The sequence below is a fragment of the Bradyrhizobium sp. BR14999 genome (assembly GCF_056106085.1).
Map to the genome: position 1 here is coordinate 6,331,422 of NZ_CM148536.1, position 26,358 is coordinate 6,357,779.

General features: G+C 62.7%; 25 protein-coding genes. 9 read left to right on the top strand and 16 right to left on the bottom strand.

The features are described 5' to 3' along the window. Positions 1-20: 20 nt before the first annotated feature. The 3 genes from ACR9YP_RS29735 to ACR9YP_RS29745 form a co-directional block, all read right to left on the bottom strand. Positions 21-893, bottom strand: coding sequence for a branched-chain amino acid ABC transporter permease (locus ACR9YP_RS29735; protein ID WP_370986662.1), 873 nt, complete (start codon positions 891-893; stop codon positions 21-23). 20 nt (positions 894-913) lie between these two features. Next, on the bottom strand, positions 914-2,101 hold the full coding sequence (locus ACR9YP_RS29740; protein WP_370986661.1) for an ABC transporter substrate-binding protein: 1,188 nt from the start codon (positions 2,099-2,101) through the stop codon (positions 914-916). Between the two features lie 602 nt (positions 2,102-2,703). Further along, on the bottom strand, positions 2,704-4,842 hold the full coding sequence (locus tag ACR9YP_RS29745; RefSeq protein ID WP_474217719.1) for an alkaline phosphatase family protein: 2,139 nt from the start codon (positions 4,840-4,842) through the stop codon (positions 2,704-2,706). A gap of 312 nt (positions 4,843-5,154) precedes the next feature. Here ACR9YP_RS29745 and ACR9YP_RS29750 point away from each other — a divergent pair, with 312 nt between their 5' ends. After that, positions 5,155-5,625: a prepilin peptidase gene (locus ACR9YP_RS29750; protein ID WP_438109357.1), complete on the top strand. Its 471-nt coding sequence runs from the start codon at positions 5,155-5,157 to the stop codon at positions 5,623-5,625. Here the strand turns inward: ACR9YP_RS29750 and ACR9YP_RS29755 are convergent. Continuing rightward, positions 5,622-5,897: a hypothetical protein gene (locus tag ACR9YP_RS29755; protein WP_474217720.1), complete on the bottom strand. Its 276-nt coding sequence runs from the start codon at positions 5,895-5,897 to the stop codon at positions 5,622-5,624. The genes ACR9YP_RS29750 and ACR9YP_RS29755 overlap by 4 nt on opposite strands. On the opposite strand from ACR9YP_RS29755, the gene ACR9YP_RS29760 reads away from it, so the two are divergent. Further along, a complete protein-coding gene (locus ACR9YP_RS29760; protein WP_438109359.1) occupies positions 5,887-6,141 on the top strand; it encodes a hypothetical protein in 255 nt (84 codons plus the stop codon). The genes ACR9YP_RS29755 and ACR9YP_RS29760 overlap by 11 nt on opposite strands. A gap of 166 nt (positions 6,142-6,307) precedes the next feature. Here the strand turns inward: ACR9YP_RS29760 and gspM are convergent, their stop codons facing one another. From gspM to ACR9YP_RS29805, 9 genes are read right to left on the bottom strand one after another with little or no spacing between them, the layout of a single operon-like run. Continuing rightward, positions 6,308-6,862, bottom strand: coding sequence for a type II secretion system protein GspM (gene gspM, locus ACR9YP_RS29765; protein WP_438109360.1), 555 nt, complete (start codon positions 6,860-6,862; stop codon positions 6,308-6,310). Continuing rightward, entirely contained in the window at positions 6,859-7,890 is a 1,032-nt protein-coding gene (locus ACR9YP_RS29770) for a PilN domain-containing protein (protein WP_474217721.1), read from the bottom strand. Before ACR9YP_RS29770 ends, gspM begins: the two co-directional genes overlap by 4 nt. A gap of 39 nt (positions 7,891-7,929) precedes the next feature. Continuing rightward, the gene (locus ACR9YP_RS29775; protein WP_438109362.1) at positions 7,930-8,796 is read right to left on the bottom strand and encodes a type II secretion system minor pseudopilin; all 867 of its coding nucleotides are present in this window, start codon (positions 8,794-8,796) and stop codon (positions 7,930-7,932) included. Between the two features lie 47 nt (positions 8,797-8,843). Further along, complete coding sequence (locus ACR9YP_RS29780) at positions 8,844-9,509, bottom strand: hypothetical protein (RefSeq protein ID WP_474217722.1); 666 nt, start codon at positions 9,507-9,509, stop codon at positions 8,844-8,846. 50 nt (positions 9,510-9,559) lie between these two features. After that, positions 9,560-9,979 carry a PulJ/GspJ family protein gene (locus ACR9YP_RS29785; protein ID WP_438109364.1) on the bottom strand — a complete coding sequence of 140 codons (420 nt, stop codon included), beginning with the start codon at positions 9,977-9,979 and terminating at the stop codon, positions 9,560-9,562. Continuing rightward, positions 9,951-10,415 carry a pilus assembly FimT family protein gene (locus tag ACR9YP_RS29790; protein ID WP_438109365.1) on the bottom strand — a complete coding sequence of 155 codons (465 nt, stop codon included), beginning with the start codon at positions 10,413-10,415 and terminating at the stop codon, positions 9,951-9,953. The genes ACR9YP_RS29785 and ACR9YP_RS29790 overlap by 29 nt, the downstream gene beginning before the upstream one ends. After that, on the bottom strand, positions 10,408-10,896 hold the full coding sequence (gspG, locus tag ACR9YP_RS29795) for a type II secretion system major pseudopilin GspG (protein ID WP_438109366.1): 489 nt from the start codon (positions 10,894-10,896) through the stop codon (positions 10,408-10,410). Before gspG ends, ACR9YP_RS29790 begins: the two co-directional genes overlap by 8 nt. 18 nt (positions 10,897-10,914) lie before the next feature. Continuing rightward, positions 10,915-12,123, bottom strand: a complete 1,209-nt coding sequence (locus tag ACR9YP_RS29800; protein ID WP_474217723.1) for a type II secretion system F family protein — start codon at positions 12,121-12,123, stop codon at positions 10,915-10,917. 3 nt (positions 12,124-12,126) lie between these two features. Beyond that, complete coding sequence (locus tag ACR9YP_RS29805; RefSeq protein WP_474217724.1) at positions 12,127-13,845, bottom strand: GspE/PulE family protein; 1,719 nt, start codon at positions 13,843-13,845, stop codon at positions 12,127-12,129. A gap of 265 nt (positions 13,846-14,110) precedes the next feature. Between ACR9YP_RS29805 and gspD the strand changes: the two genes are divergently transcribed. From gspD to ACR9YP_RS29820, 3 genes are all read left to right on the top strand, one after another. Then, positions 14,111-16,426: a type II secretion system secretin GspD gene (gene gspD, locus ACR9YP_RS29810; protein ID WP_474221149.1), complete on the top strand. Its 2,316-nt coding sequence runs from the start codon at positions 14,111-14,113 to the stop codon at positions 16,424-16,426. After that, positions 16,398-16,937, top strand: a complete 540-nt coding sequence (locus ACR9YP_RS29815) for a tetratricopeptide repeat protein (RefSeq protein ID WP_438109368.1) — start codon at positions 16,398-16,400, stop codon at positions 16,935-16,937. The genes gspD and ACR9YP_RS29815 overlap by 29 nt, the downstream gene beginning before the upstream one ends. 121 nt (positions 16,938-17,058) lie before the next feature. Beyond that, positions 17,059-19,725 (top strand): spermine/spermidine synthase domain-containing protein, encoded by a 2,667-nt coding sequence (locus ACR9YP_RS29820; RefSeq protein ID WP_474217725.1) that lies wholly within the window; start codon positions 17,059-17,061, stop codon positions 19,723-19,725. Positions 19,726-19,755: 30 nt separating this feature from the next. Here ACR9YP_RS29820 and ACR9YP_RS29825 read toward each other — a convergent pair whose 3' ends face one another. The 3 genes from ACR9YP_RS29825 to ACR9YP_RS29835 all read right to left on the bottom strand — a co-directional run bounded on the left by ACR9YP_RS29825 (position 19,756) and on the right by ACR9YP_RS29835 (position 22,868). Beyond that, on the bottom strand, positions 19,756-20,379 hold the full coding sequence (locus ACR9YP_RS29825) for a putative 2OG-Fe(II) oxygenase (RefSeq protein WP_370986647.1): 624 nt from the start codon (positions 20,377-20,379) through the stop codon (positions 19,756-19,758). Positions 20,380-20,472: 93 nt separating this feature from the next. Beyond that, entirely contained in the window at positions 20,473-20,805 is a 333-nt protein-coding gene (locus ACR9YP_RS29830; RefSeq protein WP_474217726.1) for a hypothetical protein, read from the bottom strand. A gap of 77 nt (positions 20,806-20,882) precedes the next feature. Continuing rightward, entirely contained in the window at positions 20,883-22,868 is a 1,986-nt protein-coding gene (locus tag ACR9YP_RS29835; protein WP_474217727.1) for a hypothetical protein, read from the bottom strand. Positions 22,869-23,214: 346 nt separating this feature from the next. On the opposite strand from ACR9YP_RS29835, the gene ACR9YP_RS29840 reads away from it, so the two are divergent. Genes ACR9YP_RS29840 through ACR9YP_RS29855 form a run of 4 tightly spaced genes read left to right on the top strand, consistent with a single transcriptional unit; the run spans position 23,215 to position 26,301 of the window. Continuing rightward, positions 23,215-24,084, top strand: coding sequence for a peptidyl-prolyl cis-trans isomerase (locus tag ACR9YP_RS29840; protein WP_474217728.1), 870 nt, complete (start codon positions 23,215-23,217; stop codon positions 24,082-24,084). Continuing rightward, complete coding sequence (locus ACR9YP_RS29845; protein ID WP_438109372.1) at positions 24,084-25,061, top strand: HupE/UreJ family protein; 978 nt, start codon at positions 24,084-24,086, stop codon at positions 25,059-25,061. Before ACR9YP_RS29840 ends, ACR9YP_RS29845 begins: the two co-directional genes overlap by 1 nt. 17 nt (positions 25,062-25,078) lie before the next feature. Next, positions 25,079-25,681 (top strand): HupE/UreJ family protein, encoded by a 603-nt coding sequence (locus ACR9YP_RS29850; protein ID WP_438109373.1) that lies wholly within the window; start codon positions 25,079-25,081, stop codon positions 25,679-25,681. After that, complete coding sequence (locus tag ACR9YP_RS29855; RefSeq protein ID WP_438109374.1) at positions 25,678-26,301, top strand: HupE/UreJ family protein; 624 nt, start codon at positions 25,678-25,680, stop codon at positions 26,299-26,301. Before ACR9YP_RS29850 ends, ACR9YP_RS29855 begins: the two co-directional genes overlap by 4 nt. Positions 26,302-26,358: the final 57 nt, after the last annotated feature.

Genomic DNA, 26,358 nt, shown 5'->3' on the forward strand with positions numbered 1-26,358 from the left:
CACCTGTCATCACCCCCGATCTAGAAGCGCGCCTGCGCGGAAAAGAGCCCGTGGGGACGCCACATCAAGATCAGCATCAGGGTCGCAAAGCCGACCGTGTCGCGGAATTGCAGGCCGACATAGGTGGCGACCAGGCTCTCGGCGATACCAAGGATCATGGCGGCGACGAACGTGCCGCGCACGTTGCCGAGCCCACCCATGATGATGATCGGCAGCGTCTTGAAGGTGATCAGCTCGCCCATGCCGCCGTAGACGCTCACGTTCACCGGCGCCGTCAGCACGCCCGAAAGCGCGGCAAGACAGGCTCCGAGGATGAACGTCCACAGCGCGATGTGGCGAACATCGATACCCACCACCGCGCAGCACTCGATGTTCTGGGAGACCGCGCGCATGGCCTTGCCCATCCGGCTGTAGGTGACCATCAACTCGAGCCCGACGAACACGATCAGACCGACGATGATGATCAGAATACGCTGTTCGGCCAGGGTGAAGCCAAGAACGCTCACCGGCTCGATGTAACCGCCGGAGAAGAACTTGTAGCTGCCGCCGAACAGCAGGATGACCGTGTTCTGCAGGATCAGCGCGACGCCGAGCGTGGCGAGAACGCCGGCTTCGGCCGGCGCGCCTACTATCCGCTGCATCACGAAGTTGCCGACCACGACGGCGATGACCGCCGTCGCAACCACGCCGATCACGACCGCGACCGGATAGGGCAGATCGAAATAGTCTATCGCGAACCAGGCCCCGAAGGTCCCGAGCATGTAGTATTCGCCGTGGGCGAAATTGATGGCTCGCAGGACGCCGAAGATCATCGTCATGCCGACGGCAACGATCGCGTAGACCGATCCGGAAACGATGCCGTTAACGACCTGTTCGATGATCGTGTAGAACATGGGGCCACCGTTTCGCGGGCTTACTTGGGATAGTCAATCTCGGCCTTGTAGGCGCCCTTGATCACGGGCTTGCCGCCCTCGATCTCGACTAGGATCATCGGCAGGCGCGCCTGGTTGTGATCGTCGAAGGAGACCTCGCCGACCGCGCTATCATAGTGGATGCCGGAGAGTGCGGCCCGGACTTTCTCGCGATCGATGCTCTTGGCCTGCTCGATCGCCTTGGCGAGCAGGTGCACCGTCTCCCAATGCACGTAAGCGTGATTGTTGGGAGCCTCGCGGTATTCGGCCGTGAACTTCTCGACGAAGGCCTTGCTCTTCGGAGAGTCGTACCCCGGAAGCCAGGCTGCGGCCTCGATCGCCCCCTCCATCGCCTTCGGCGCGGCCTTGATGGTGCTCGCGGTATTGAACTCGGCATTGCCGATCAACGGGATCTTGCCTGCGATCCCGACTTCAATCATCTGGCGCCCGACGATGGGCGCGGAATCGGCATTGCCGTACATGATGATGGCCTGAGCGCCGGAATCGCGGATCTTGGAGAGCACGCTGCGGAAATCCACCTCGCCCTCCTTGTAATAGTCTTCCGTCAGGATCTCGCTCTTGAAGCGCGGCAGGTATTTCTTGGTGAACTGAATGGCGGCGCGGCCGTAGTCGCTGTCGACCGAGAGCACGGCGTATTTGGTGTATCCCTTCTTCTCGGCCGCGTATTGCAGCACGAGCAGTGAGCGGTTCTCGTCGGTCGGATAGTTACGGAAGGTCCATTTGAAGCCACCGACGCCCGCCTTGTAGGTGATCATCGGGTTGGACGAGGCCGCGTTGAGAAGCAGGACGCCGGCGTCCTCGACGACCGGCTGCATGGCCAGCGTCACGGAACTCGAGACGTCGCCAATAATGAAGTCGACCTGATCCTGATCGATCAGACGGCGGGTCGCCGAGACACCCTCGACCGGCGTGCCCTGGCTGTCCCCCGGCATGACATTGATCTTGCGTCCGCCCACGCCGCCCGCATCGTTGATTTCCTTTGCAGCCATCTGGGCGCCGCGCAGCGAAAAGGCCCCGTACCGGGCGTTCGGGCCGCTCATCGGCGCGACGAGACCCAGCCTGACCGCGCCATCTTCGCTTCGCGCTGCAAAGGCGCCGGAGGAAGCGGTCTGGAGTCCAATCAGCGCGGCTCCGATGCAAAACCCACGTCGGCTCAACTCGATCGTCATTTCCCCGCTCCGCTGCTGCTACCAAATGATGCGACCGCGAACCCCGCCACTTCAGTGGTCTTGCCCTTGGAATTTTTTGTTGCGGCCGACGGCAAAAAATAGATTTACGTTTGATGACAGGGGAAGCACGACTGTAGTCTGCCGCCATAGCGAATTCTTATGGCCGTCCGGGGCCTCGGGACGGGCGTTGGTCCCGGCTGCGGTCTAAACTCTGCTCCCGCGCGTTGATCTTCACAATGCTTTCGGATTGGCTGAGGCGACCGGCCGAAATTGGCAACGGCGGAGTCAAAACCTGCTTGATTTTCAACGAAAAAGCTCACGTTTCGAAAACGGACAAAATGCTTTGCAGCAAATTCGATAGCTTGGTAGCCGTTTCGAAATGAAGAAGCCGCCTTTGCGGAGCGGATCAACTGCCAAAGGTTGGCGAGCCCGCGCGCCCGCCGACCCGGAAGAAGAACGCGTCAGCACGTGACCTTCCCACCTTCCCAAGCGCCGTTGCTGGCCGTGACCATGGCCTGAGATAGTCCCGCCCCACTCCCAGAGTTGCGATGGGCGCGTGTGAGCGCCCATCAGCCAAGTATGAGGATCCCGCGCGCCGCTTTTCAGCGCAGGATTTCCTGCAGCACCTCGCCGTCGACCTGGCGGGGCTTGACATCGAGGAGCCGCATGATCGTCGGCGCCACGTCGACGTTGCGCATGCGCGAGATCGTGGTCCTCGGGCGGATCTGCGGGCCGACGGCGATGAAGGTCGCGCTCATCTCCGTCAGCTCGGGATCGTGGCCATGGGCACCGTAGAAGTTCGGCATCGACAGCGTGGTCGTCGCCGCATTGAATGGCGCATCACCGAGGCGGGCGACGCCGGGGTTCTGGATGCCGTCGAAGTTGTAGCCCGGAGCCATCAGCGCGAACACATCGCCAAAATCCTGGCTGATGGTCTTGCTAGTGCACAGCCCGGTACCGTCTTCGCAGTGCAGCGGCCGGGTTTCGACCACCGTGAATATCCGCCCGTTCCTAAGCGAAAAGTTGAACCGCGAGTTGGGATCGACCGCGTTCTTCACCGCGTCGGCGATCTGCGTCACCAGCGCGTTGTAGGTCGCCGGATCGACGGTGCCGCCCTGCTCGCGGTTCTGCAGATTGACGTAGATATTGACCGCCGGCCCCGAGGTGCGGATCGCCACCTTGCTGGTGTCGATGCCGGCATTGTGCAAAATGTTGGTCATGCTCACCGAGGTGTGGAACGGTGCGAAGCCGTGATCCGACACCACGAAGATGTTGCTGTCACGGCCCGCAGCATCGATGATCCGCTTCACCGCCGCGTCGGCGGTCTGATAGGCGAAGCGGATGTAGGACGCGTACCGCGCGACCTTGGCGGGATCCTGGTTGTCGCCGATCGAGTTCGGGTCGGTCGAGCTGGTGCCCTGGCGGCTGTCGGTGAGCAGGAACTGGTGCTCGGAGCCGTCGGGCTGCTCGATGTAGACCATCACCAGGTCGGCGTCGGGATGCTTGCGGATCGCGTGCTCGGCGATGTTCGCCTGGTAGCGCACGAAGGTCTTCACCATGTCCTCATACATCGCCTCGATCTCGGTATCGGGGAAGTTGGTGAAGCCCGGACTCAGCCGCTCCGGAATGCGGAAGTCGGCCTGCGGACGCCAGAACCCGATATTGTTGTTAATGTCGTCAACATCGGCCAGCACCGCCGCGTTGCGCGGGATGAAGTTGGCGCCGTAGCGGGCAAAGCGCACGACCGACAGATCGGGCGCAAGCGCCGAGACGAAGTATGCGGCACCGACCTTGGCCCCGCTGCCCTCGAAGAAGAACGGCGCATTCGCGCTGCCGACCTTGGCGTAGGCCGGTCCGGTCGACGGCGCGTGGAAAGGTCCTGCCGTGATGCCGCCAGTCGTGTCGAAGAACACCAGGGTATCGTAGTTCACCGTGTTGTCATTGGTGGTATCGAGCGCCGCCACCCGGATCGCATACTTGACGTCGAACGTGGCGGCATTGGTGCAGGTCGCGGTCGGTGCCGACGCGCACGAGAGCGTCTCGATCGCCGTCGGCGTCGCCAGCACCGGGCTGAACGAGAAGTGGCCAGCCACCTGGAGCGCCGCGGCGATCGCAGGATCGGGCGCGAAGTCGGCCTGGGACAGCGAAAAGCCCCGCGCCCCGATGCCGCCAAACGCCCCGAATGGCACGGTGTAGTCGGTGACGCGGGTCGGCTGGGCTGACTGCACGACCGTGTTGTTGATGGAGATGTCGGCGCCGTCGCTGCCCGGCCACGTCGCGGTGATCACCTTCTTGCCCTGCTGACGCAGCTGTACCCACAGCGGCACGGCTGTCGGCTGCGACGTAGGACCGAGCGGGCTCAGGCGATAGCCGCCGATCGGCGCCCCGAAGCCGCTGATGCTTGATGAGATCGGCGCGACGATCGCCTGGAAAGTGTTCGAGGGAATGTCGTTATGAACGGCCGTCGAGCCGGTGGCGATCTCGATGTGCGACACTGCCGTGAGCGACGGCGAGGCAGTCACGTTCTGCTCCGCAATCGCGCCATGATGGCTCAGCCACGCCAGGCCGCCGTCACGCGGCAGCACGCCCTCTTTGATAAATTTCTGAATGAAGTCGGGCTTGGCACCGTCGAGCGAGATCAGCACCACCCGCCGCGGCTTGCGGCCATGGCCATGCTGGTCGTTGCCATCATCGGCGCGGGCCGGTGCCGCAACGCCGTTCAGTGATAGAGCAAGCGACATCACCGTTATCGAGACAAAGGTCTTTAAATTCATAACAACGCCCCATGTTCGCTGCGCGACTACGTGGATTTGTCGGGAACGAGAGGCAATGATTAACGGGCTCGCCTAACGCGCATGTGACGTTCAGGCGATGTGCGTAAGTGGCGGCGACGCCGCCGCGAGCTGGCAAGGTGCGCAACAAATTCGGCTGTTCGAATATAATTGCGGCCGGATGGAAAAACGCATTGACGACCAAGTCAAATCCTGCGTGAAGTCTCATGCCCCGCACTCGGTCGGGGAAGGCCTCTCGCACCTCTTTGCAATCTTTTTCCCATGATCACAGCCGTCAGCTTCGCCTTCCTTGGCATCGCAGGCGCTGGGCTTGCATGGATCGACCTGCGGCGCGGCATTATTCCCAACTGGCTAAATCTTGCGCTTGCGGTGGCCGGGTTTGTCAGGAGCGCGATCCTCAATGGCGGGACCGCTGCATTCAGCGCCGCCGCGCAAGCTGTCATCGTTGGCGCGGTCATATGGCTGCTGCGTCGATTTTATTTCATGCTTCGGCAAGTTCAGGGGCTTGGTCTCGGCGACGTCAAGCTGCTTGCTGCGTCCACCATCTGGATCGGCATTGTGGGCGTTCCGACGCAGCTCCTTATTGCGTCGTTGTCCGCACTCGCGGCGGCTGGTGCGATGCAGTTCGCGGGCAAAACCATGACACGGCAGACGTCGCTTCCATTCGGTCCTTTTCTTGTTTTTGGCCTGGTGTTCACGCTCGCGCTTCAGCAGGCCGACTGGATTGATTAGTCCTGTTCGGCTCGGTCCGGCGGCTTTTGGCTTCCCTGCGCAATCGTGCTCTCAGCTTGGACACGGGCAGGTGCGGCCGGTCCGGTCCCGGGCTGCGGCAGGTTCAGCGTTGCGCTCTGCTCGTCGCGCACGAGCGTGACCTCGCGGCCGTGCACTGAGCGCAGCTTCCAGCCCTGATACTCCTCGCCTAGCCTGAGGCGCATAGCCGCCCTGGTGGTATGATCGACAAAAATCGCAAAACTCTGATCATCGCCGGCGATCGTGCCCACCAACGATAGTGGCGGACGCTCCATCGGCGGCGGCTTGGGCGGCGGCGGTGGCGGTCTTGTCGCCGGCACCGCGGCAACCGCTGGCGGCGGTGGTCGCCGCGACGGCGAAAAGACCGGCCGCTCGCGCGTGTTCGACAAGGAGGTGAGCGGGATCGCCCACAGCGGATTAGCGCTCACCGCACGTTCTGGTGCTGAGGGGACCTGGGTGGGCATCATGGGCGTGACCACAGCTCCGGGAGTGGCGTGATTATCCCAGGGTGACGGATCGGAGACTATTCCCGTGCGGCCCGGACCGGGGGCATCAGCGCCGGAAAAATCCGTCGGCAACGCCAAAGCCAAGCCTGGGACGGCGAGCGCAGACGCCAGCAACAAGGTGGCGCAAAGCGAATGTGGTCCCGTCGCGGCGTGCTTTTTCATTTACTACCTCGCCACTGGCCAGAGACAGCGAGCAACACCCGCAACTTTCCTTCGCCGGAACCAGAGAAACTGGACGGCGATTGCACGACCAGCTGATCGACGAACAGGAACGGCATGCCGGCCTCCAGATCGTACAGCAATTGCTGCAGGCCAGGCTGATCAATCTCGCAGCTTGCGATCATGGACAAGAAATCGGCCTTCGTGCCCTTCAGGTCGACCTGGGAAGATAACACGTTACCGCCGAGCCTGGTCACCGCAGCAGTGACGCGCTGCAAGAGCGCGGCGCCTGCAATCGTCACGGTCGTACCTTCAAGGAATGGCGAGCCGGATCGCGCCGCAGCGGCGGCATCCAGGGCGCGCGCGGACATAGGCCGTCGTCCTTCGAGTTGTTCGAGCATCGCTGCCGATGCCGCGACTTCGGCGCGCTCACCAAGCAAATCGGCCATCGAGCTTGCAATCACGAACACCAACAGAGCCGCGATTGTGAAGTAGAGTGCTGCTGCGGGGAACGGTCTGGACAACAATTTCAGCAAGGTTGCTGTCTGATTCATGAGCCGTCCCCGAAGTAAGGCGTCATGCGAGCCTCGATGTGGAAGCGTTCACCCGGATCGCTTTGGCCTCGCGTGGTCGGCGCAAAGAAAGTGGCGCGGGTGAAGTGCGGCGACTGCTCGATCAACCGGATCAATGACGGTGCATCCTGCGTCATTCCGACCACCTGCATCTTGTCGCCTTCGACCCGCAGCTCGGTCACATAGGTGGTATCCGGCAACACACGCGATACTGCCTCGAGCACCACCACACTCGATGGGGTCGTCTGCTTGAGCTTGGCAAGCAATGTCTCCGCCGATCCGCCCGTTTGGTTGATCCGCAAGGCGGCGCGACGTTGCGCGATGTGTTGCTGCAGCTCGTGCTGCTCCGCGTCGAGCATGCCACCGACATAGGTGGACACAATAAGCGAGGCCGCCGCCCCTGCTGCCGCGAGGCCCAACCCGAGCCGCAATAGCCTGGGCACATCGACCGTGCGGCCGGCGCCGCTCGGCTGAGCCTCGAACAGCCTGATGCGCGTCCCCTCGCTTTCCGCCTCGTGGAGGTCGACCAGACCAGCCACGGATGAAACGCGGAGATCGCCGGCCAGTCTAACCAGCGGCTCGATCTTTTGTCTTGACGTTGCCGCCAACATCAGTCCGATCCGTTCATTCGCGAGCGGGGCCGGCGGACTGGTGCCGAACACGGCGTCGCTCGCGGTCCATGGCGTCAGACGATCGATCTGCGTCCGGATCATGCCGTCAAGAAAATCCGCCGCCTGTTTTGGGAAATCGAGCGGACGGACCAGCACGTGATCCCGCCTCATCACGATATCGAGTTGGCTGCCACGTAGCGCGGCTGCCCACTCAGGCGGCACAGCAGGTTCGGGACGGTTCTGCACCAGCCGGAACGACAGCTCAGGCAGGCTCGCGCCCGTTCCCGTCGAAGTGACCCGCGCGGTGAAGCCGTTCCCCTGCCCCTCGATCAAGACGATCTGCCGCCGTCGCACAAGCTTCGCACCGACCGCATCGATTGCGGCCGCCACAGCTGCCATCCACGTCGCAAACAACTCCTTGAGTTCCGAAATCATCGGTCACAGCTTTCTGTAGGCTTGCGAGCTCACATCGCCTTGCCACGACAGCACTCGATAGAGCTCCGTGTCGCCACCCAACCTGATCACCATCTCAGAGGCCGTGTGGCGGCCGTTGGGAAAGCGGATTAAAGTCAGGATGCGATAGGCCTTGCTCTTTTCTGCGTTAGCGCTCGCCCTGGCCGGGCCAAGCGCTGCCGCGATGGCGCTGCGGTCACTTCCGATTTGCGCACGCTCACTGAGAAATTGTTTGAGGATCAGCGGCGTCATGCCGGGCAAGGCCGCTATCACTTCCGGCGCCGCAATGGTTGCGTCGATGCCCTCCGCGCCGCTAAACACGGTGACAAAGGGCAGCGCACGCTGCACGAGTGCCGGGGCCAGACCGAGCACCAGGCCGAGCTCATTGACATGCGCGAAGGGCGCCTGACGCGGCGAGTAGGCGCGGCCCGCGGCGCGATAGAGCGCTTCTTCATTTGCGGCGGTCTGCGCCGTCGCGCGGCTCCGCCAGGCGACGATGCGCTCAGCGCCCTCGCGAGCATCCTCGGCCGCCGCACCAAGCGCGGAGAGAAGCCCCTCGAGCAGTTCCTTGGGCGCTCTGTTGAGATCGACGCGGGAGGTCTCCGCAATAAAAGATACCGCGAGATCGGCGCCATTCAGCCGCATGCGAAAGGCGCCTTGCATCGGACGCGCCTCTTCGGCGCCGAGCTGCAATCGATAGGCTGTCAGTTCAGCGCTTGCAGATACCAGCGCCTCCGTCTGCAAGGCAACGTCGTTGAGCGAAAGCGCGCGCGCCGAGCTTGACAGGTAGGCCGAGAAGATCATCGCAAGCGCGGCAAGTGCTGCCACTAGCCATAGCACGGCCACCAGCACGAACCCTTGCTGGGAGGAACGCCCTGCGCTGTGCCCGGCCAACCCCGTCACGATCCGTCCTGCTTTCTTCCGGCGCTACTGGCGCCGCCATTGTTCTTCGCCCCCTCATCCGCGCTTTCCTTGACCGCATCGTCCGCATCGCCTGCCGCTGCATCGATGTGGACCGGCGCCACCGAGGAAGCTGACAACATCCGCCCGGTCGCGCCATCGCGTATCGTCAGCATGATCGTGACCGGCAACTTTTCCTGCCCCTTCCAGCTGTCCCGGAAAACGCGATCCGGACCGGCGTAAGAGAAAGACAGGCGCAACGGAGAGCGCAGCAGCACCACCGGATCGGACAGATGTATCTGCTCAGACGGCGACGCGCCGGCCGGCAATGGCCCGAAGGGCGCGCGGGAGCGCACGGTCACCATCCGGCCCCGATCGTCGGCTTCCCCGATCCGCACGACGTCGAGCCCGATGCCGCTGTTGGGACCGAGCGCCGTGCGCACGAAGGTGAGCGCGAATGCCGAGCCGTCGAACAGCGGCCGCGGCAGCTCGCGGCTGGCCGGCACGAATTCGGCGGCCGCAAGATCGCCAGCGATCCGCTGAATGGCGATGCCGACCTGCTCGGTCTCTTGAACGCGGTCGATGCCGCGATTCCAGTTCGGCAGCCACTGTGCCGTGATGTTCGCAAGCGCCGAGAGTATGAGCCCGGTCAGTGCAAGTGCCACCAGCGCCTCGATCAGCGAAAATCCCGATTGGCCGCTCTCTGTATTCCTGCTCATGTTCGATGCTGCGGCCTCGGTATCAAGCGCACGGTTTCGATGTCGACCGTCGCCCCGCTGGCTGCGCGGACGCGAATCCTGACCAGTTCGGGTATCCAGGCCACCCGCTCGTCGTTGGCCTCCCAGCCGCCGGCAAGCGGGCTGACATCGACCTGCCAACGGTAGTTGCGGAGCTGGCCGGACAAGCTGCCGGGACTGATGTCCTTGCGCGGCGGAATGGCCGTCGCCAATACGGTCTGCGCGGTTTGCATCAACGCCAAGTGATCCTCCAGCGCCCGCACGCTCCGGGCGTTGGTCGACATGACCGATCCGATCGCCATGATGCTGCCAGCAACGACCGCAAGCGCGATCAGCACCTCGATGATGGTGAAGCCGGCCTCATTCCGGTCAATTGGCGATTTTGGAGCGGGAGACAATTTCGATTCTTCCGGTCAGCCAGTTGACGCGAATTTCATAAGCCGTGTCGAGCCGCGCGAGTGCGATCGTGCCACCACAGGACATGCCGTCGGCAAAGAAGCTGATGGTCGAAAGCGCAGGCCGCTGGCGACAGGTCTGCGGCAGCAGCGCGTCGAGACGAACGTCATCGGGAACCCGGATGATCCTGCCGGATGCGCCGGATCGGATCGCGCGGGAGGGCGCGTCGACCGTCGTCGCAACATTGGCGCCGCGTGCCACTGCGGCATTTCGATCGCCTTTGAGCAAGGTTGCCGTTTCCAGCGCGTAGGCCTGCAGGCGAGAGCGCGAGGTGTGACGGGGCACAAACGGCATCAGCACGGAAGCGAGCATCGCGATCAGTGCAATGACACACACCATTTCGAGCAGCGTAAAGCCACGTTGCGGCGTATCATTCATTGCTCGCGCTCGTCATGTTGTTCAGCGAGATATCCGCGGCGGCAGCGCTGCCTCCTTCCTGGCCGTCGGAGCCGTAGGAGATGATGTCGTAGGCGCTGTGCTCACCCGGCGCGCGGTAGACGTAGGGGTGATTCCATGGATCGTTCGGAACTACGCTGCCCTTCAGGTAAGGACCGTTCCAGGCGGCAACACCGGGCGTCCGGCGCACCAGGGCGGTCAGCCCTTCCGCGGTTGACGGGTAGCGGCCGGTGTCGAGATTGAACAGGTCGAGCGCGCTGGCAAAGCTCTGCATCTGGATCTTCGCCGCCTTGACCTTGGACTCGCTCAGATAATTCAGCACCCGTGGGCCGATCAGGCCCATGATCAAGCCGATGATGGTGATGACGACAAGCATCTCGACCAGCGTGAAGCCCTGCTCGCCGTGCCTGCGCGCATCCCCAATGGCACACTGCGCAATTCTGACCGAAGGCTGCTTCGACATGGCGACTAGTCCTCACATTCATCCGACGAGTTGCGTGACCGACAGAAGGGCTGTCATCACGGAGACAATCAGCCCGCCGACAACGGCGCTGATTGTCACGATTGCCAGCGGCCCGATGATGCCGACGATGCGGTCGAGGCTGCGCTGCAGTTTGGCTTCGTAAAATTCCGCCACGCGACCGGCGAGCGTCGGCAACTGGCCGGTTTCCTCGCCGAGCCGCAGCATGCGAAGTGCCATCGGCGGCAGGCTCATCGAAGCCGAAAGCGCTTCGGACAGTTTGCCGCCGTGCCGCACGCGGTCGGCGGCCTCGCTCCACGCGTCGACCTCTCCGGTCACCGCCATGATGTCGACCAGGATGCGCAGGCTCGCGGTCAGGCTGACGCCGCTGCCGAGCAGGACGCCGAGATTGCGACAGAAGAGGCTCGTCCGGTAATAGCCGAAGATGCCGGCGATGCCCGGCATTCGCGCCAGGCCGCCGATGACGCCGGTTCTCGTCCCTGGTCGACGCAGCAGAGTCCACGCCGCGGCAACCAGGGCTGCGCTCGCCAGCATTAGCGCCGTGCCGTTCGCGCGCATGAACTCCGAAATCGAGATAAACATGCCGAGCGCAGAGTCCGACCTGCTGCCGAAGTCCTGCAGCACGCTGGAAAATTGCGGGAGCACGAACAACATGAAGAACAGCATGACGCCGATGGCTGCAATCAGCACGAAGAGCGGATATTGCATGGCATCGGCAAGCCTGCGGCGCATCTGTTCGGCGCGCGCGCGCTCGGTACCGAGCATCTCCAGGACCTGATCCAACGTACCCGACAGTTCACCCACCCGCACCAGCGCGACATACATCCGCGGAAACAGCGCGGGGTGCGTCGCCACCGCATCAGCCAGGCTCTCCCCGCTCAGCAGCGCACCCCGCAGCTTGCCCACCACCGGCCGGAGGCGGCCGACATCGGCGTCGCTCGCGAGCAGTTCAAGCGCATCGTCGAGGCGCGCGCCCGCTTTCAGCAACAGCGCAAGATCGCGGGTGAAGGTCGTCACTTCCGCCGCGCTCGGCTTGTTGAACCGACCCCAGCCTCCGGACGAGGCGATGCGCTTCTCCTCGACGGTTTCGATCGGCAGCAAGCGAAGATACTCGATCCGGGCCGCGACCTCAGCGGCAGTCGGCGCCGAGATCGTGCCGTTTACCAATTCGCCGGTTTGCGTCAGTGCTCGGTAGCGGAAATTTGGCACGAGCTATCTCACGGTCGTAACGCGCAGGATTTCCGCAGGCGAGGTCACTCCAGCGCGGCACTTGGCGATTCCGTCGTCGAGCATCGTGGTCATGCCGGCGCGAATGGCAGCCTGATCGATCCTGAGTCCGTCAGCGTTGTCTCCGATCAGTTCGCGCAGCTCGTTATCGAGCTCGAGGATCTCGAACACTCCGAGCCGACCACGATAGCCTAGGCCGGCGCAGCGTTCGCACCCGCGCGGTTGATGAATCGTCTCGCCTTCCTTGAAGCCAAGCGAGACAAGCCGTGGATCTTCGGCGAGGTCATCCCCGCTCAAGACGATCGGCGCTTTGCAGCGATCGCAGAGCTGGCGAACAAGACGTTGCGCGATGACCGCCCGCAAGGTCGAGCGCAACAAATACCCTTCGACGCCGAGGTCGAGCAGGCGTGGTACCGCCGCAGCTGCCGTTTCGGTGTGCAGGGTCGTGAGAACGAGGTGCCCCGTCAGCGCCGCATGGACAGCGACATGTGCAGTTTCGGAGTCGCGCACCTCACCGACCATGATGACGTCGGGGTCCTGGCGCACGAAAGAGCGCAGTGCGTTCGCAAAGGTCAACCCGATCACAGGCTTTACCTGCGACTGATTGACACCCGGGATTTCATATTCGACCGGATCCTCGATCGTCAGAATTTTGCGGATCGGCTCATTCAGTACCGACAAGATAGTGGCGAGCGTTGTGGTCTTGCCGCTGCCGGTCGGTCCGGTGATAACGACCATGCCATGGGGCAGCTTCAAAAGTCGCCTCAGCTTGGCTTCGTCGGTCGGCGCGAAACCGAGCTTATCGATCACCAGCAGCCCGCGATCTTTCGGCAGGATGCGGATCACGGCGGACTCGCCGTGCTGGGTAGGCATGATCGCCACACGGATATCGATGTCACCGCGGCTGACGCGCAGGCGCGCGGCGCCGTCCTGCGGCAGGCGGCGTTCGGCAATATTGAGGCTAGCGATTATCTTGATACGCGAGATCACAGCTTGCGGCAGCACGCCAGTGGGAGCCGCAATGGGCCGCAGCATGCCGTCGATCCTCAGCCGGACCACAAGGCCAGCCAGAAACGGCTCGATGTGGATATCGCTCGCCCTGAGCTCGATGGCCTTTTCGAGCAGGTCATTGACCGCGCGCACGACGGGGGCGCCGCTTGCGAGATCGCGCAGGCTCTCGATGTCATCCTCGCGCAGCTGGCGAAGACTGCCCGCCTCATCCCGGCCGCTCAGAACCTCGTCCGAAAGCTGTCGGTCCAGGACAATACCGAGATCTTCGAATGAGGCTGCGGTAATCTGAAGGTCGGGACCCAGCACGATTTCGGCTGCCCGCCTTGCCGCCTGATCGCCCGGATCGGCCATGGCGAGCTCAACGCTGTCTTCCGTCGTCCGATAGGGATAGACCAGCGTTTCCCGAAGAAACCGCTGCGAGAACGCGGCGGTCAGTGGCGTGGATGCCAGCAAGTCCTGCAGCGTCACGCGTTTGAGGCCAAAAAAACGAGCCGCCTCGTCGGCGAATTCGCCGGCCGACAGATCGGTAGCCTCCCAAAGCTTGACCTGTGCGCCGGAGGGCAAGCTGGCTTGCTGACCGTCGCCCGGGTGGCGGCCCCCGCTCTCCTGCTCAGCCTCTTGTGCCTGAGGCATTTTCAGGTGCCGAGCCCGGCGAAGATGCTCGACGAAATGCGATGAGTAATGACCGGTCATGCCTGTTTCCAGTCAGACTCCTGGCGTGAGCGAATAAGAATAAAGAGGCGCCAGCGCTGCCAATGATCGCCGGAGATAGAGTTATTGACCCCCAATGTGACACCTGTACGAAGCCGCGGACATCGTGGACAACTCATACCAAGAGTGGTCGCATCAGCCTGGTAAACATTACTGTCATATTTCCCGCTTAAGGGATGCGTACTGGTCCGGATCGGCGACGGCACGGTCCGAGACCCGCATGTTCAAGAGTGGGATCGGCGAAGGTATGGTGCGTATCGGCAATCAGGGCCGATCCCGGATGATTGCGCGCAGCATCTGCGTGGCGGCATTGATACTTTGCGCCGCAGCTGTACTGTCATCGTGCAATTTCGTGAGCGTCGGAGCTCCGCCGCCGGCGGAAGTCGACGTGCTCGACAAGGTGCGCTCGCTAGACATTCTGCCCCGGCAGACCCAGAACGTGAACGCCGTGCAGACCAATGCCGGCGAACGCAGCCGCGCCGCCGTCTATGAGGGGACGATCATCTCCGATGTCGCGGAAGTACGCGCGCAACGGCCGGCGACCGGCAACGGCTACGACCTCAATTTCGAAACGACACCGATTGCGACCGTTGCAAAAGTTGTCCTGGGCGACATCCTCAATACCGGCTACACGATCGACCCACGCGTGCAGGGCACGGTGACACTGGTTTCTGTTCGCCCCGTCGCAAAGTCAGACATCGTCTTTGTACTCGAAAATGCGTTGCGGCTCTCGGGCGTCGTGCTGGTCCGCGACACGGCCGGATATCGGCTGACGCCACTTGGCGATGCCGTCGGGTCCGGACAGATGGACGCGCAGGTCGCCAGTGCCGAGCCGGGCTATGGCGTCTCGATCGTGCCTCTACAATACGTGTCGGCACCGACCATACTGAAGCTGATGGACAGCTTTGCCACCAAGCCTGGCATGGTCCGCGCAGATGCAACGCGAAATCTCCTTCTGATTCAGGGCACTGGCGGCGAGCGCCGCACCGCTGTCGAAACCGCCATGAGCTTCGACGTCGACTGGATGCGCGGCCAATCCGTCGGCATCTTCCCGGTCAGCAACAGTGCGCCGGAACCGATCATCTCCGAACTGGAAAAGATCATGGATTCCGGCGAAGCCGGGCTCAGCCAAAGCCTCGTCAAGCTGCAACCGATCAGCCGGCTCAATGCCATCATGGTCGTCAGCCGGAAGCCCGCGCTTCTGCGCACGGCTGCGACCTGGATCAAACGGCTCGACCAAGCGGATACCGCGCGCACCAGCGTGCACGTTTACCGCGTCAAATATGGCGAGGCCCGCCAGATTGCGCAGGTGCTGACGGAGATGTTTGTCGGCGGGTCATCGGCCTCGCTCGAAAGCGCCGACAATCAGCTCGCGCCGGGATCGGGGTCAACGACGACGTCCAGCCCGGCCGACCGCCTGTCGCTGAACGCGAACTCCCCCACTTCAACCGGCGGCTTCGCCTCGCGCCCGTCCACCGGCATGAGCGGGGCCACACCGCAAGGGTTCGGCCAACCGCAGCAGGCGAACGGGAATTCACCCAATGGCAGCGCGCTCGATTCCCGAAGCACCGGCAGCACAGGACAACCGCTGATGCCGGGCGTACGCATCACGCCTGACACCGTCAACAACACCCTTCTGATCTATGCCGATCAGGGCAACTACAAGATCATCGAAGCCACCCTGCAGCAGATCGATCGTCCCGCTCTGCAGGTCGCGATTGATGCCACGATCGCGGAAGTCACGCTCAACAACGAGTTGAACTATGGGGTGCAGTTGTACCTGACCAGCCGTGATTTCGGCCTGCGGCCGGACAAGGGCTCCGTTCTGAACACCCAATCCACCCAGGCGCCGGGCACGACAACGAGCTCGGTCGCGGGTGCCGTCACCAACGCTTTTATCAACCGCGCCTTTCCCGGGTTCAACTTCCTGGTCGGTTCAGAGGCGCAGCCGAGCGCTATTCTCGACGCGCTGCATTCCGTTACCAGCGTGAAAGTACTGTCCAATCCGTCGCTGGTCGTTATCAACAACCAGGCCGCAACGCTTCAGGTCGGCGATGTCGTGCCGATCTCGACCGGCAGCGCCACGGTGCTGACCACGAACAATACAGTCGTCAATACGATCGACTATCGAAACACCGGCATCATTCTCCGCGTATCCCCGCGCATCAACGTCAACGGCAATGTCAGGCTCGAGGTCGAGCAGGAGATCAGCAACGTCTCGCCTGCGACCGCTGCGAGTCTGACGCCGACCGTATCCCAACGCCGGGTCAAGAGCTCGATCTCGGTGGCCACGGGACAGACGGTTTTGCTCGCAGGGCTGATCAGCGAGCAGCAGAACGGCGACCGCAACGGCATTCCGCTGCTGGATCAGATTCCGGGAATCGGCGACGCCTTCTCGCATCAGGGCAAGAAGGGAACGCGCACCGAATTGATCATCTTCATCCGCCCCCAGATCATCCGCGACAGCCTCGACGCTCACCAGGTAGCGGAGGAATTGCGGTCGAAATTGCGGGGCAGCGTGGGAGCGAGCACCGATGATCTGCGGGTCCCGACGGTACGCTAGGGCATTCGGGCTCGCGCGCCCGCGCCGCTTCGCGGCGAGCCTCATCGTTATCGCCTGTTGCTCGGCGGGGACGGCTCCGGCGCGTGCCGATGCGCTTGCCCGCGCCAACACAGCTTACGTGCGGGGAGATCATGTCCGTGCGGTCAATCTGTTGATGCCGCTTGCGCTGAATGGCAACTCGAGGGCGCAGGCCTTCCTGGGCTTCATGTCGGAGAACGGCTTCGGCGTGCCGCAGGCCTATGATGCCGCTGCTGATATGTATTGTCAGGCCGCGCTCCGCGGAAATCCGTTCGCACAGGCCATGCTCGGCCTGCTCTATGACAAGGGCCACGGCGTGCCACAGGATTTCGTACTGGCGTATAAATGGCTGAACCTTGCCGCCGCGCGGGCGCCGAAACGCGATCGCGACTATTACCTGCGGCTGCGCAACGCGGTCGCCTCGAAAATGTCGCAGGATCAGATCGCGGAGGGACAGCATCTGGCGCTCCGTTTCGCAGCTGGTCGCCCCTGACCTTGCCGTCACATTGCAAAAACGTGACAAGCTTCGATAGATGCCGGTGAGCGCGAAAAGCTCGAACCGCGAGCAGTCTCGGTTGAGCCATCATGGTCCCTACCCGTCCGACAGGTGATGAATGGACAACAACGCGGTCGCAGATATCTCCTCGCCTGGAATGACGATGCAATCCAATCCCGACAACGGCGCGACACTTTCCTCGGCCGACTTCGCGCCGCCCTCGGCTGACGCCCGGGATCATTCATCGATCAGTTCAGGCTGGGTTCTGATGTCGATCGTCGCCCCCTCCGGCTTCGCGGGCCTTGGCTATGAGATTGTGTGGACGCGCCAGCTGAGCCTTGCGCTCGGCACCGAGATGATGGCGGTGTTGGGCGCGATCGCCGGCTTCTTCGGCGGGCTTGCGCTTGGCGCCTTCGTGCTGGACCGGCCGATCCGCCGCACCAGGTCGCCGCGAACGGCCTATGCGGTGTTGGAAGCTATCATCGGAATATGGGGATTGCTCTGCATATGGCTGTTACCTGCGGCTGGCCGCTCCTTGGCGCCGCTTCTCGGCCCAGAGCCGGCGCCAGCGCTGCTGTGGGCGGCTAGCTTTGGACTGCCGACTTTGATTCTGCTCCCAGCAACCGCAGCCATGGGCGGGACATTGACCGCGCTCGAGCGCATGGTGAGGGAGGCCCGCCACGGCTCCCGGGTAACCGCCGCCGTCTATGGAGCAAACACCGCCGGTGCCGTGGCCGGAACGTTGGTTTCCACGTTCGCCCTGCTGCCGGCTTTGGGCTTTTCCGTGACGCTCGCCTGTCTCGCCGGCATGAATGCGCTGTGTGCCCTGGGTGCGCTCATGCTCGGCGTGCGGAATACTGAAATGCCCTTGCAAGCCGTGCAACGATCCGAACGGATGGCATTGGAGTCGCGCCTAACACTCACCCTGCTTGCAACCGGTGTGCTCGGAATTGGCTTCGAAGTACTTGTCGTCAGGCTCGCGGCGCAGGTACTGCAGGATACGATCTATACTTTTGCGGGGTTGCTCGCGGCTTATCTGCTCGGCACCGCGGCTGGCAGCTTGGCCTGGCAACGCGCGGGCAACCGTGTCGATGACGCAAGCCTCGGGTTGCTCCTTGCAGGCACCGCGCTCACCTGCCTGCTGACCGCCTTGTTCATGCCGTCGATCGCCCGCGTCACGGACAGCCTGCTCGCGTGGGGTGTCGTCGGAGAACTCGCGGTTGCGGCCGCGCTGTTCCTGGCGCCATCGGCCGCAATGGGCGCGTTGTTCGGTCTGTTGGCAGAGCGGGTGCGCGAACAACGGGGGTCGCTGGGATGGGCAGTTGGCGTCAACAGCATTGGCGCGGCAATGGCGCCTATGCTGGCGGCAATCTTGATCATTCCTGCCCTTGGCGCATGGACGGCGCTGATTGCGGTCGCGCTCGGCTATTTGTTGCTGATCCCACTGCGCCGCGCAGCACTGATGTGGTCGGCGCTACCAGCGACGTTCGCGGTGATCCTGCTGCTGCTCCCTCACCCGTCCCTCACACGGGTGCCGGGTGGTGGCGCGCTGCTGGCTGTCAGGGAAGGTCCGATGGTCACGGCGAGCGTTGTCGATGATGCTTCCGGCGCCCGATATCTGGAAGTGAACGGCCGTTTCCGCATGGGTGGTACCAGTTCAGCACGGTCGGACTATCGGCAGGCGGTCTTACCGCTGCTCCTACATCCGGCCCCGCATCACGCCTTGTTCCTTGGCATCGGCACGGGCGCCACCCTGGCCGGGGGAGCGCAGGTGCCGGGACTTTCGGTGCACGGCGTCGAACTGTCGAAGGAGGTCGTCGAGCTGCTTCCCTGGTTCGCCGATCCGACCCTCAAAGGTCCGGCGCCTCGAATCACGGTTGCCGATGCGCGCCGCCATGTCGCGGCGGACAGCCGTCACTACGACGTCATCGTGGCGGATCTGTTTCATCCGGCGCTGGACGGGAGCGGCGCGCTCTACACGACTGAACATTTCGCCGCGATACGAAACAGATTGGCCCCCGAGGGCGTATTCTGCCAATGGCTTCCGCTCTATCAGCTCGATTTGCCATCCTTGCGCGCCATCGTGCGCTCGTTCCTGGAGGTCTATCCGGCTGGATCGGCATGGCTCAACCACTACAGCGTGCGCACGCCGATGCTCGCCCTGATTGGCCCTCGCGGCGGCGGCGGCGGCCCCGACCTGGATACGCTTGATCAGAGGCTCGCCGAATCGTCCATCGCATCCATGGCGCGACAGATCGGATTTGAGACCGACATGGATTTGCTTGGCCAATATCTCGGAGGATCACGCGCGCTGTCTGCCTTCGCCGGCTCGGGACCTCGGAACACCGACGATCGTCCGTTCGTCACATTCGACGCAAACCGCAACGTAAAAGCCTTGAGCGAGCCACCGTGGAAATTGCTGCTTGCAGTGATCCAGGTGATGCAGCCCGATCCGGCCGAGCTCTTGCCTTTGTCGATACGTGACGCGCTAGGCCCGCGCCTGCTCGCGTATTGGCGCGCGCGCGATCGCTTCCTCGAGGCCGGCGCAACGCTGCCGGGAGATCCTCGCGGCGCGGCGCTGATCACGGCAGCAGCTCCGGGATTGCTGAACGCGGTGCGTCTTAGCCCGGAGTTCGAGCCCGCCTACCGCCCGCTGATCGCGATGGCGCGATCGCTGATGGCCTCCGATCCGGCGGCGGCGACGCACCTGCTCCATGAAATCGAGAAGGCGGCGCCCTCACGCATCGAGGCGCGGGAGCTGCTGGCGCATCAGGGCCGGCGGTGACCATGCCGTCCCGCTGGAGCGAACTCCGGCTCAAGGTGCAAAGTTGATGCGATAGCCCCAGCAATCCAGACTGTCGGGAATAGCGTTGAACGCGATGGTGATGCGCTGTTCGCCCTGGTTTCTTGGCACCTCGTGATACAGATAGCTGGGGAATAGGACGAGATCGCCCGGCTCGGCTTCCGGCAATACGTATTTGCCGGCATTGAATGGTCCAATGGCAGCGGTTCGCGTGTGGTGGCGAAAGGAGAAATCAAATCCACCGGGTGGCCGCACGAAAACCGTCTTGCAGGCCGGATGCGATGGCGTAAGGTACAATATGCCGGAAACAAAACTGTTGGCATGCGAATGCAGTGCCTGACTGCCGCCGTTTTCCAGCATGTTCGTCCACATCTCCTTGACCGTCCAGCGCAGCTTCTCGCCGAACAGGAGGTAGCCGAACTCCACCAGCTTCGGGATGGTCAGCTCAGCGATCTCGCGGAACAGACTGTTGTCGCGCGGATCGGCCACCTGCGTATGGAACAGCTGGTCAGAGCGCAGATTATTCTCAATGCGCGCATTGCGGATTGCTGCGACGGCGGCTTCGTTCAGCACCTGCGGCAGCAGTCGCGGCGAACGCAACAAGGGGATCGGGAAAAGCGGCTCGATCTGATCCATTTCGCAAATCTACCTGTTCTTGGGGCGGACCCGACAATGCGCGATCAAAGATGACACTGCGATGACGGCAAGGATGATTTGCGAAGCCCTCCCCTATTCGTCGGGCTTGAGCACTTTCAGCTTTTCGCCGGGCGGGACGTCATGGCGTCGTTCGCGGACCTGTTCAACAGCACGCGCGGCCATCTCCAGGCACTCGTCGAATTCACCATTGCCGGCTTCAACCAGGGCTTGCTGCAGGTGACGCTCGGCAAAGTAGCGGGAGAGATTGTCCGGGGGCAAGTCTGCGGCCAAGGTGCGCGCCTCGCCGACCGCAGCCTTGCAATCTTCCAGCGTGGGTTCGTCCGAGGCGGGCGCAACGTCGGCCGCAGCGGCCGTGCCGCAGCTGGCGCCAATGACAAGGCACAGCGCGCAGACACTAATTCGCAAGCAAGAGTGGCACATTTCGCAATCAAAGGTTCCGGCGGGAAAGCTGTAGCTTCCCGCCGGACGACCTCGTTGTACCGTTATTGATGGCCGTCGTGGTGTCCCTCGTCGTGGCCGTTATCGGCCCGACGCGACAGCCTGCGCGCCAAATCAGCGTTCGTTTCGACCAGCAGCTTGGGCGAGCCCTCCGGACGGACGAAGATGGGATTGGCGTAGAACCATACGTTCGAGTAGGCCTGAACGTCGTGGGTCACTTTCTTGACGCCATTCACCGCTTCCAAATGTGCCGGGCAGGCCGGGTCGGTGCAGCTCACCTGCGCATTGTTGGCGTCGAGCAGCGGATTGCCTGCCGAGTCCGAGACATTCGGGGTGCCAACCGGAATATTGGTTCCGCGTGCGCGGATATAGAAGGGAGTCTGGCCAGCGGTGAACGTCGTCGTGAACCGCAGCCGGACCGAACCATCCCGACCGTGTTCGCGATGCATCTGCGTCGCATTGATCTGCTGCGCGATCTTCGCCGACGGATTGTACACAATCGACGCACCGGCCGTGCCCGCCGCATTCGGAACCGCATACCCCGGAGCATCCGGTGCAATCACGCCGGTGATGTCCCCCGTGATCAGATCGACATGGTCGACCGCCGGCTTGTCGAGCGGCTGCTTGATCCCCACCGGCACCAGCAGAGGATTGTTGAAGCTGTAGGGGCTGTTGTTCTTGGGGGGGATGGTCATCGCCATCTCGAGCGTCACTCGATCGCCCGGCCTCACGACCAGCGTTTCGCCCATGCCCTTCCATTCCTCGCCACGTGCTCGGGCACGGAACACCAGATCGGGACCGATAAGCTCGGCGTTAACCGAGTAAGAGTTGCCCGAACGCATGCCGTCGATGACCGATTGCGCCGAGTGATGTCCGGCATTCGGAACGTACAGTTTGGTGTACTCGCCGGGAATAAAATCGGCTGTCGTGAACGAATCGCGCGCGCCGCCCGCGCCGCGGTTATGCCAGTCGGAGCTTACATAGACGAAGAAGTTGCGACCTTCCCCCAGCAGACCATCCCAGAGTCCGCCTACCTTCGCGGTGTAAATGCCCGCCATGCCGTATGTGCCGCCGCCAACCGCACCGCTCCCGTAAGATCCGGATCCGCCGCTGAGTCCGCCCTCGGCAAAGTGACCGGGCGACTCGATGCCGAACGCGACGGTCGGTCCGGCATTGTTGAAACTGCGGAAGTGCTCGATGTTGTAGCCTTTGGTGCCCGTCGGACTGAACGGTCCCTGGCGCTCGGTGTGGGTGGGAATGACATAGGATTGCAGCGGATAATTCGCCTGCAACCACTTGATGCCTTCCAGCGCCTTCTGGTGGCCGGCCGTGCCCGTATTGTTGACGTTGTCCTTACCCGGCCAGAGCTGGTTTTCGCCGTCCACGAGACCGATCGCGTCGGTATCGGCGCGGTCGAAGCGATATTCGAATTCCGCCATCTTGTCGGCACTGCCGTGGCCCCTCGGGTGCTGGCCGGCAATGACCGCCACGTCGACGTGCTCGTGGCCGGGCGCGATCCACTCGAGACCCTCGATCAGCACCTTGTTGTACATCGGCGTACGATTGACGATGATCGGGTATTCGACCTCCCGGATCGACTGCCAGCGCCACATCTTCGCATCGCTGCCGGTGCCGTTTGGCGTGCCCTTCAGGCTGGTAATCGTGATGCCATCGATGGTTTGGCCGAGCGTCTGATTCCACGTCCTCGTGGTGTCGCCCGGAAGGTTGGCGCTCGTGTCGCTGAAGCGGCAGTCGCGGTTACCCGAACCGCCGTGATTGCCGAGAGTGAACCAGTCGAGATCGAAGTTGTTGCCACCGCCGGCCGCGACGCCCCTTCCGACCGCGCGGTCGATCGCATAGCCCGCGGACACCGAACCATCCGTGCAGGTGTTGTGATTGTGCATGTCGCCGGCAACGTAAGGATTGCCCCTGTGCCCATCGCTGCCCCACTGCTGGGCTTCAGCGCTCTGGGTTAGCGCCAATGACGCCGATGCTGCGGTCAACAGAATCGCTTTGGTAAATGGAAACATCTATCGCCCCTCTTCGGATTTAATTTCGTCGGTACGGCAGGAAGGAAAGGAATCTCAAGCGGCCGTAGCGAGCCGCGTTTGATTGCACTCTCTGCAGTCCGGACAACAGCAGACTTCAGAGACAATTGCGTGAAGCTTTTGTGTTGGCGCGCAGAGCGCCCACGGAAGCCCAGACACTTCCACCTGCGAACACTTCCGTCTGCAAATTTTCTCTTGCACGAGACACACGATTGTGGATGACAGATGGAGAGCTCTGTCGGCTGTCAGCGGCCGCCAGTTACCCTCTGAGAATTGTAAAGCTTTTATGTCAATGTCAGCGACACAGATTGAAGTGCAGTCCTCTCAGATGTTGCACGCCGGACGCTCCGACCATGAGAGCGCGGAAGCTGCGCAGGGCGTGACGCGTCATTCGCGCTCTATCATCTCAACGCTCATGCGCTTATCGCGCGAACCGCTACTGCATTTCGCTCTGCTTGGAGGGATGATCTTCGCAGCCGACGCGGCTTTGCATCCGGCCGCCAAGGACGAAAAGGTGATCACCGTTACCAAGGCGTTGCGCCAATCCTTCGTCGAGAACTTCGACGAGGATAAAGAACGCACGCCTTCCGACGACCAGCTTCAGAAACGGATTGACGCCTGGATCGCGAGCGAAATCCTTTACCGCGAGGGCAAGGCGCTTGCCGTGGACCGCGGCGACGAGATGATCCGCGACCGAATTGCGTTCAAGATGCAGTTGCTGATTTTCGATCAGATTCGGATCGCGAAACCGACCGAAGAGCAACTGCAGGCTTGGTTTGCCGAAAATCACGCCCGCTTCGACGAGCCGGAACGCGTTTCGTTTTACATTACCCCGCCGACGGATCAGACCACGGCGCAACGTCAGCTCGAGGACATTGTCCAACAACACGAATCAGCGGAGTTGCAGCAGCAAACTCGCGCAATTCTCGCCCGGCCCGTCGGAAGCCTGGCCGCATCTTTCGGCGAGGATTTCCGCGATGCGCTGCTGAGCATGCCGCAGGAGCAGTGGAAGGTGTTGCGGTCCAAGGAGGGTTGGCACGTTGTTCGCCTCGACTCGCGGCGTGAAGGAGCGCTTGCTAGTCTCGAGAAGGTGCGGGATGAGGCCGCCAGGACTTGGCAGACGGAAGAAACGCGCAATCTCGCCTGGGAAGCGGTCAAGCGGCTCAAGGCTTCCTATCAGGTGCGGTACGAGCAGTGATGGCGTCCCTGTATTTGCGATTGGCGCTGCTCATCCTCGCCGTGCTCGTGCAACCCTGCGCGCTCCGCGCGCATGAGGCAACGCTCGGCGTGCTCGAATTCCGCGAGGTTCGATCGGGTGCGTTCGTCGGCCGCTGGACCATGCAGCCGTCGATCGGCGCTGGACGGGTCGATCTGCGGGTGCCGCCCCATTGCTTCCTCCGGCTGCCCGAAATGAACTGCGGCCAAAAAGGGTTGGTCGGCCCGATCACCATTACCAACCTCGGCGCCAACATGTCGGCTGTGCTGATCAAGATCATTCCGATCGAAGGTGAGCCGCGCAGCTACACGATTTCGACTGCGAATCCAGTGGTGTCCGTACTCGGCACTGGCGCACCGACGCTTCAGACCTGGATCGAGCTCGCCAAGAGCTATGTAAACTACGGAATCGATCACATCCTTTTGGGCGCCGATCATCTGTTGTTCGTGTTGGGCCTGATCTGGATCGTCGGCGGCGGGTGGCGGCTGGTGAAAACGATCACCGCCTTCACAATCGGACACAGCGCTTCGCTTGCTGCGGCGGCTTTCGGCCTGATCGGTGTGCCGGAACGCCCACTCAACGCCTGCATCGCATTGAGCATCGCGTTCCTCGCAGTCGAAATCGTTAAGCAACAGCGTGGAGAGATGGGCCTTACCGCTCGCCATCCGTGGGCTGTCGCATTTACGTTCGGGCTCGTTCATGGCATCGGGTTCGCTGGCGCTCTGGCAGGACTTGGGCTCGAAAGCCGTCTCCTGCCGGCGGCGCTGCTCTTTTTCAATGTCGGCGTGGAGATCGGCCAGCTTGCCTTTGTGCTGCTTGTGCTCGCGTTGATCTGGGCGCATCGCCGGCTCGGCGCCGTCTTGCCACGCTGGGGAGACGCTCTCCCGGCCTACGCCATCGGTACCGTTTCGATGTTCTGGTTCTTCGGCCGTCTTGCGCGCGTGCTCGCGACCATGTGAGAGCAAGGAGTAAGCTCATGTCACCGCGCATCATAACGTGCCTGGCTGCGCTTGCCGCGCTCTGCCTCGCACACCCCGCACTCGCGCACGAGCAAACCGGCGAGCAGGGCGGCTTGGTCAGTGGGCTGCTGCATCCATTGACGGGGATGGACCATCTGGTTGCGATGGTCGCAGTCGGAATCTGGGGGGCGCAACTCGGCGCGCCGGCGATCTGGGTACTGCCTATCACCTTTCCGCTCGTGATGGCACTGGGCGGCGTCGTGGGTGTGCTGAAAATTCCGCTGCCGGTGCCCGAGATCGTGATCGCGCTGTCGGCGCTCGCGCTGGGTGCCGCGGTCGCGATGCGTCTGAAGCTGCCGTTTTCCGTCGCGGCTGCGGTGGTTGCCGTGTTCGCGATCTTTCACGGACACGCGCACGGGGTCGAGCTTCCGGGTTCGGCCAATCCGCTGGCCTACGGCATCGGCTTTGTCGTTGCCACGGGCATGCTCCACCTCTGCGGAATTGTCATTGGAATCCTGACGCGGTGGCCTGCCGGAGCGCGCGTTGTTCAGGCTCTCGGTGCAGTCATTGCGGCGCTCGGATGCTACTTCCTCGTGCACAGTCTCGGAGCCACCGCATGAACATTCGGCTCGGCGGTGTTTGGATTGCGGCTGCCACCCTGCTTGCCTCCACAACCGCATCAGAAGCGCACGTCATTGCTGCGCGACTTGGCGATTTCTACGTCGGTGCCGTGCATCCTTTCACCGACCTCCATGATATCATCCTTTGGCTGGCGATCGGGATTCTCGGAGGCTCGCTCGGAGCTTCAAAAGGACGGTGGCTTGTCCTGGCGTTTCCTCTGGGGCTGCTCGCCGGACTTTCCCTTGTTGCGGGCCTCGGATTCGTGCCGTCCGAGTCGTCGGCCTTGCCTGCAGCAATGATTCTGCTCGTCGGACTGCTGCTGGCGGCGGCAATGCCAGTTCCAGCAACGCTCTTGTGCGTCATCGTTTTCGCCTTGGCAGCGGCGCGTGGCGCGGCGAATGCAAGCAATCTCGAGCCGGAAACCAATCGGCTGCTGTTCGCGGCAGGATTGGCCAGTGCGGGTTACGCAGTCACCACATTGATCATGGCCCTCACGCTCACGTTCCAGCGACCGGTTAGCGCCGGCCCAACTGCATGGCGCACGATCGCAATTCGCGCGTTCGGCGGCTGGGTCGCCGCAATCGGGTTGATGATGACCGGACTCGCGTTCGCTTCCTGAGTCGGTCGTTGGTGCGGACACCTTAGCCTGAAGCGAGAGAGTGCTCCGAGCCACCGG

What these genes read in the sequence shown, in the direction of transcription:
- ACR9YP_RS29735 (WP_370986662.1), bottom strand. Translation starts at nt 893, where the DNA reads ATGTTCTACACGATCATCGAACAGGTCGTTAACGGCATCGTTTCCGGA.
- ACR9YP_RS29740 (WP_370986661.1), bottom strand. Translation starts at nt 2,101, where the DNA reads ATGACGATCGAGTTGAGCCGACGTGGGTTTTGCATCGGAGCCGCGCTG.
- ACR9YP_RS29745 (WP_474217719.1), bottom strand. Translation starts at nt 4,842, where the DNA reads ATGTCGCTTGCTCTATCACTGAACGGCGTTGCGGCACCGGCCCGCGCC.
- ACR9YP_RS29750 (WP_438109357.1), top strand. Translation starts at nt 5,155, where the DNA reads ATGATCACAGCCGTCAGCTTCGCCTTCCTTGGCATCGCAGGCGCTGGG.
- gspM (WP_438109360.1), bottom strand. Translation starts at nt 6,862, where the DNA reads ATGAATCAGACAGCAACCTTGCTGAAATTGTTGTCCAGACCGTTCCCC.
- ACR9YP_RS29770 (WP_474217721.1), bottom strand. Translation starts at nt 7,890, where the DNA reads ATGGCAGCTGTGGCGGCCGCAATCGATGCGGTCGGTGCGAAGCTTGTG.
- ACR9YP_RS29790 (WP_438109365.1), bottom strand. Translation starts at nt 10,415, where the DNA reads ATGAATGATACGCCGCAACGTGGCTTTACGCTGCTCGAAATGGTGTGT.
- gspG (WP_438109366.1), bottom strand. Translation starts at nt 10,896, where the DNA reads ATGTCGAAGCAGCCTTCGGTCAGAATTGCGCAGTGTGCCATTGGGGAT.
- ACR9YP_RS29805 (WP_474217724.1), bottom strand. Translation starts at nt 13,845, where the DNA reads ATGACCGGTCATTACTCATCGCATTTCGTCGAGCATCTTCGCCGGGCT.
- gspD (WP_474221149.1), top strand. Translation starts at nt 14,111, where the DNA reads ATGGTGCGTATCGGCAATCAGGGCCGATCCCGGATGATTGCGCGCAGC.
- ACR9YP_RS29815 (WP_438109368.1), top strand. Translation starts at nt 16,398, where the DNA reads ATGATCTGCGGGTCCCGACGGTACGCTAGGGCATTCGGGCTCGCGCGC.
- ACR9YP_RS29820 (WP_474217725.1), top strand. Translation starts at nt 17,059, where the DNA reads ATGGACAACAACGCGGTCGCAGATATCTCCTCGCCTGGAATGACGATG.
- ACR9YP_RS29825 (WP_370986647.1), bottom strand. Translation starts at nt 20,379, where the DNA reads ATGGATCAGATCGAGCCGCTTTTCCCGATCCCCTTGTTGCGTTCGCCG.
- ACR9YP_RS29835 (WP_474217727.1), bottom strand. Translation starts at nt 22,868, where the DNA reads ATGTTTCCATTTACCAAAGCGATTCTGTTGACCGCAGCATCGGCGTCA.
- ACR9YP_RS29840 (WP_474217728.1), top strand. Translation starts at nt 23,215, where the DNA reads ATGTTGCACGCCGGACGCTCCGACCATGAGAGCGCGGAAGCTGCGCAG.
- ACR9YP_RS29845 (WP_438109372.1), top strand. Translation starts at nt 24,084, where the DNA reads ATGGCGTCCCTGTATTTGCGATTGGCGCTGCTCATCCTCGCCGTGCTC.
- ACR9YP_RS29850 (WP_438109373.1), top strand. Translation starts at nt 25,079, where the DNA reads ATGTCACCGCGCATCATAACGTGCCTGGCTGCGCTTGCCGCGCTCTGC.
- ACR9YP_RS29855 (WP_438109374.1), top strand. Translation starts at nt 25,678, where the DNA reads ATGAACATTCGGCTCGGCGGTGTTTGGATTGCGGCTGCCACCCTGCTT.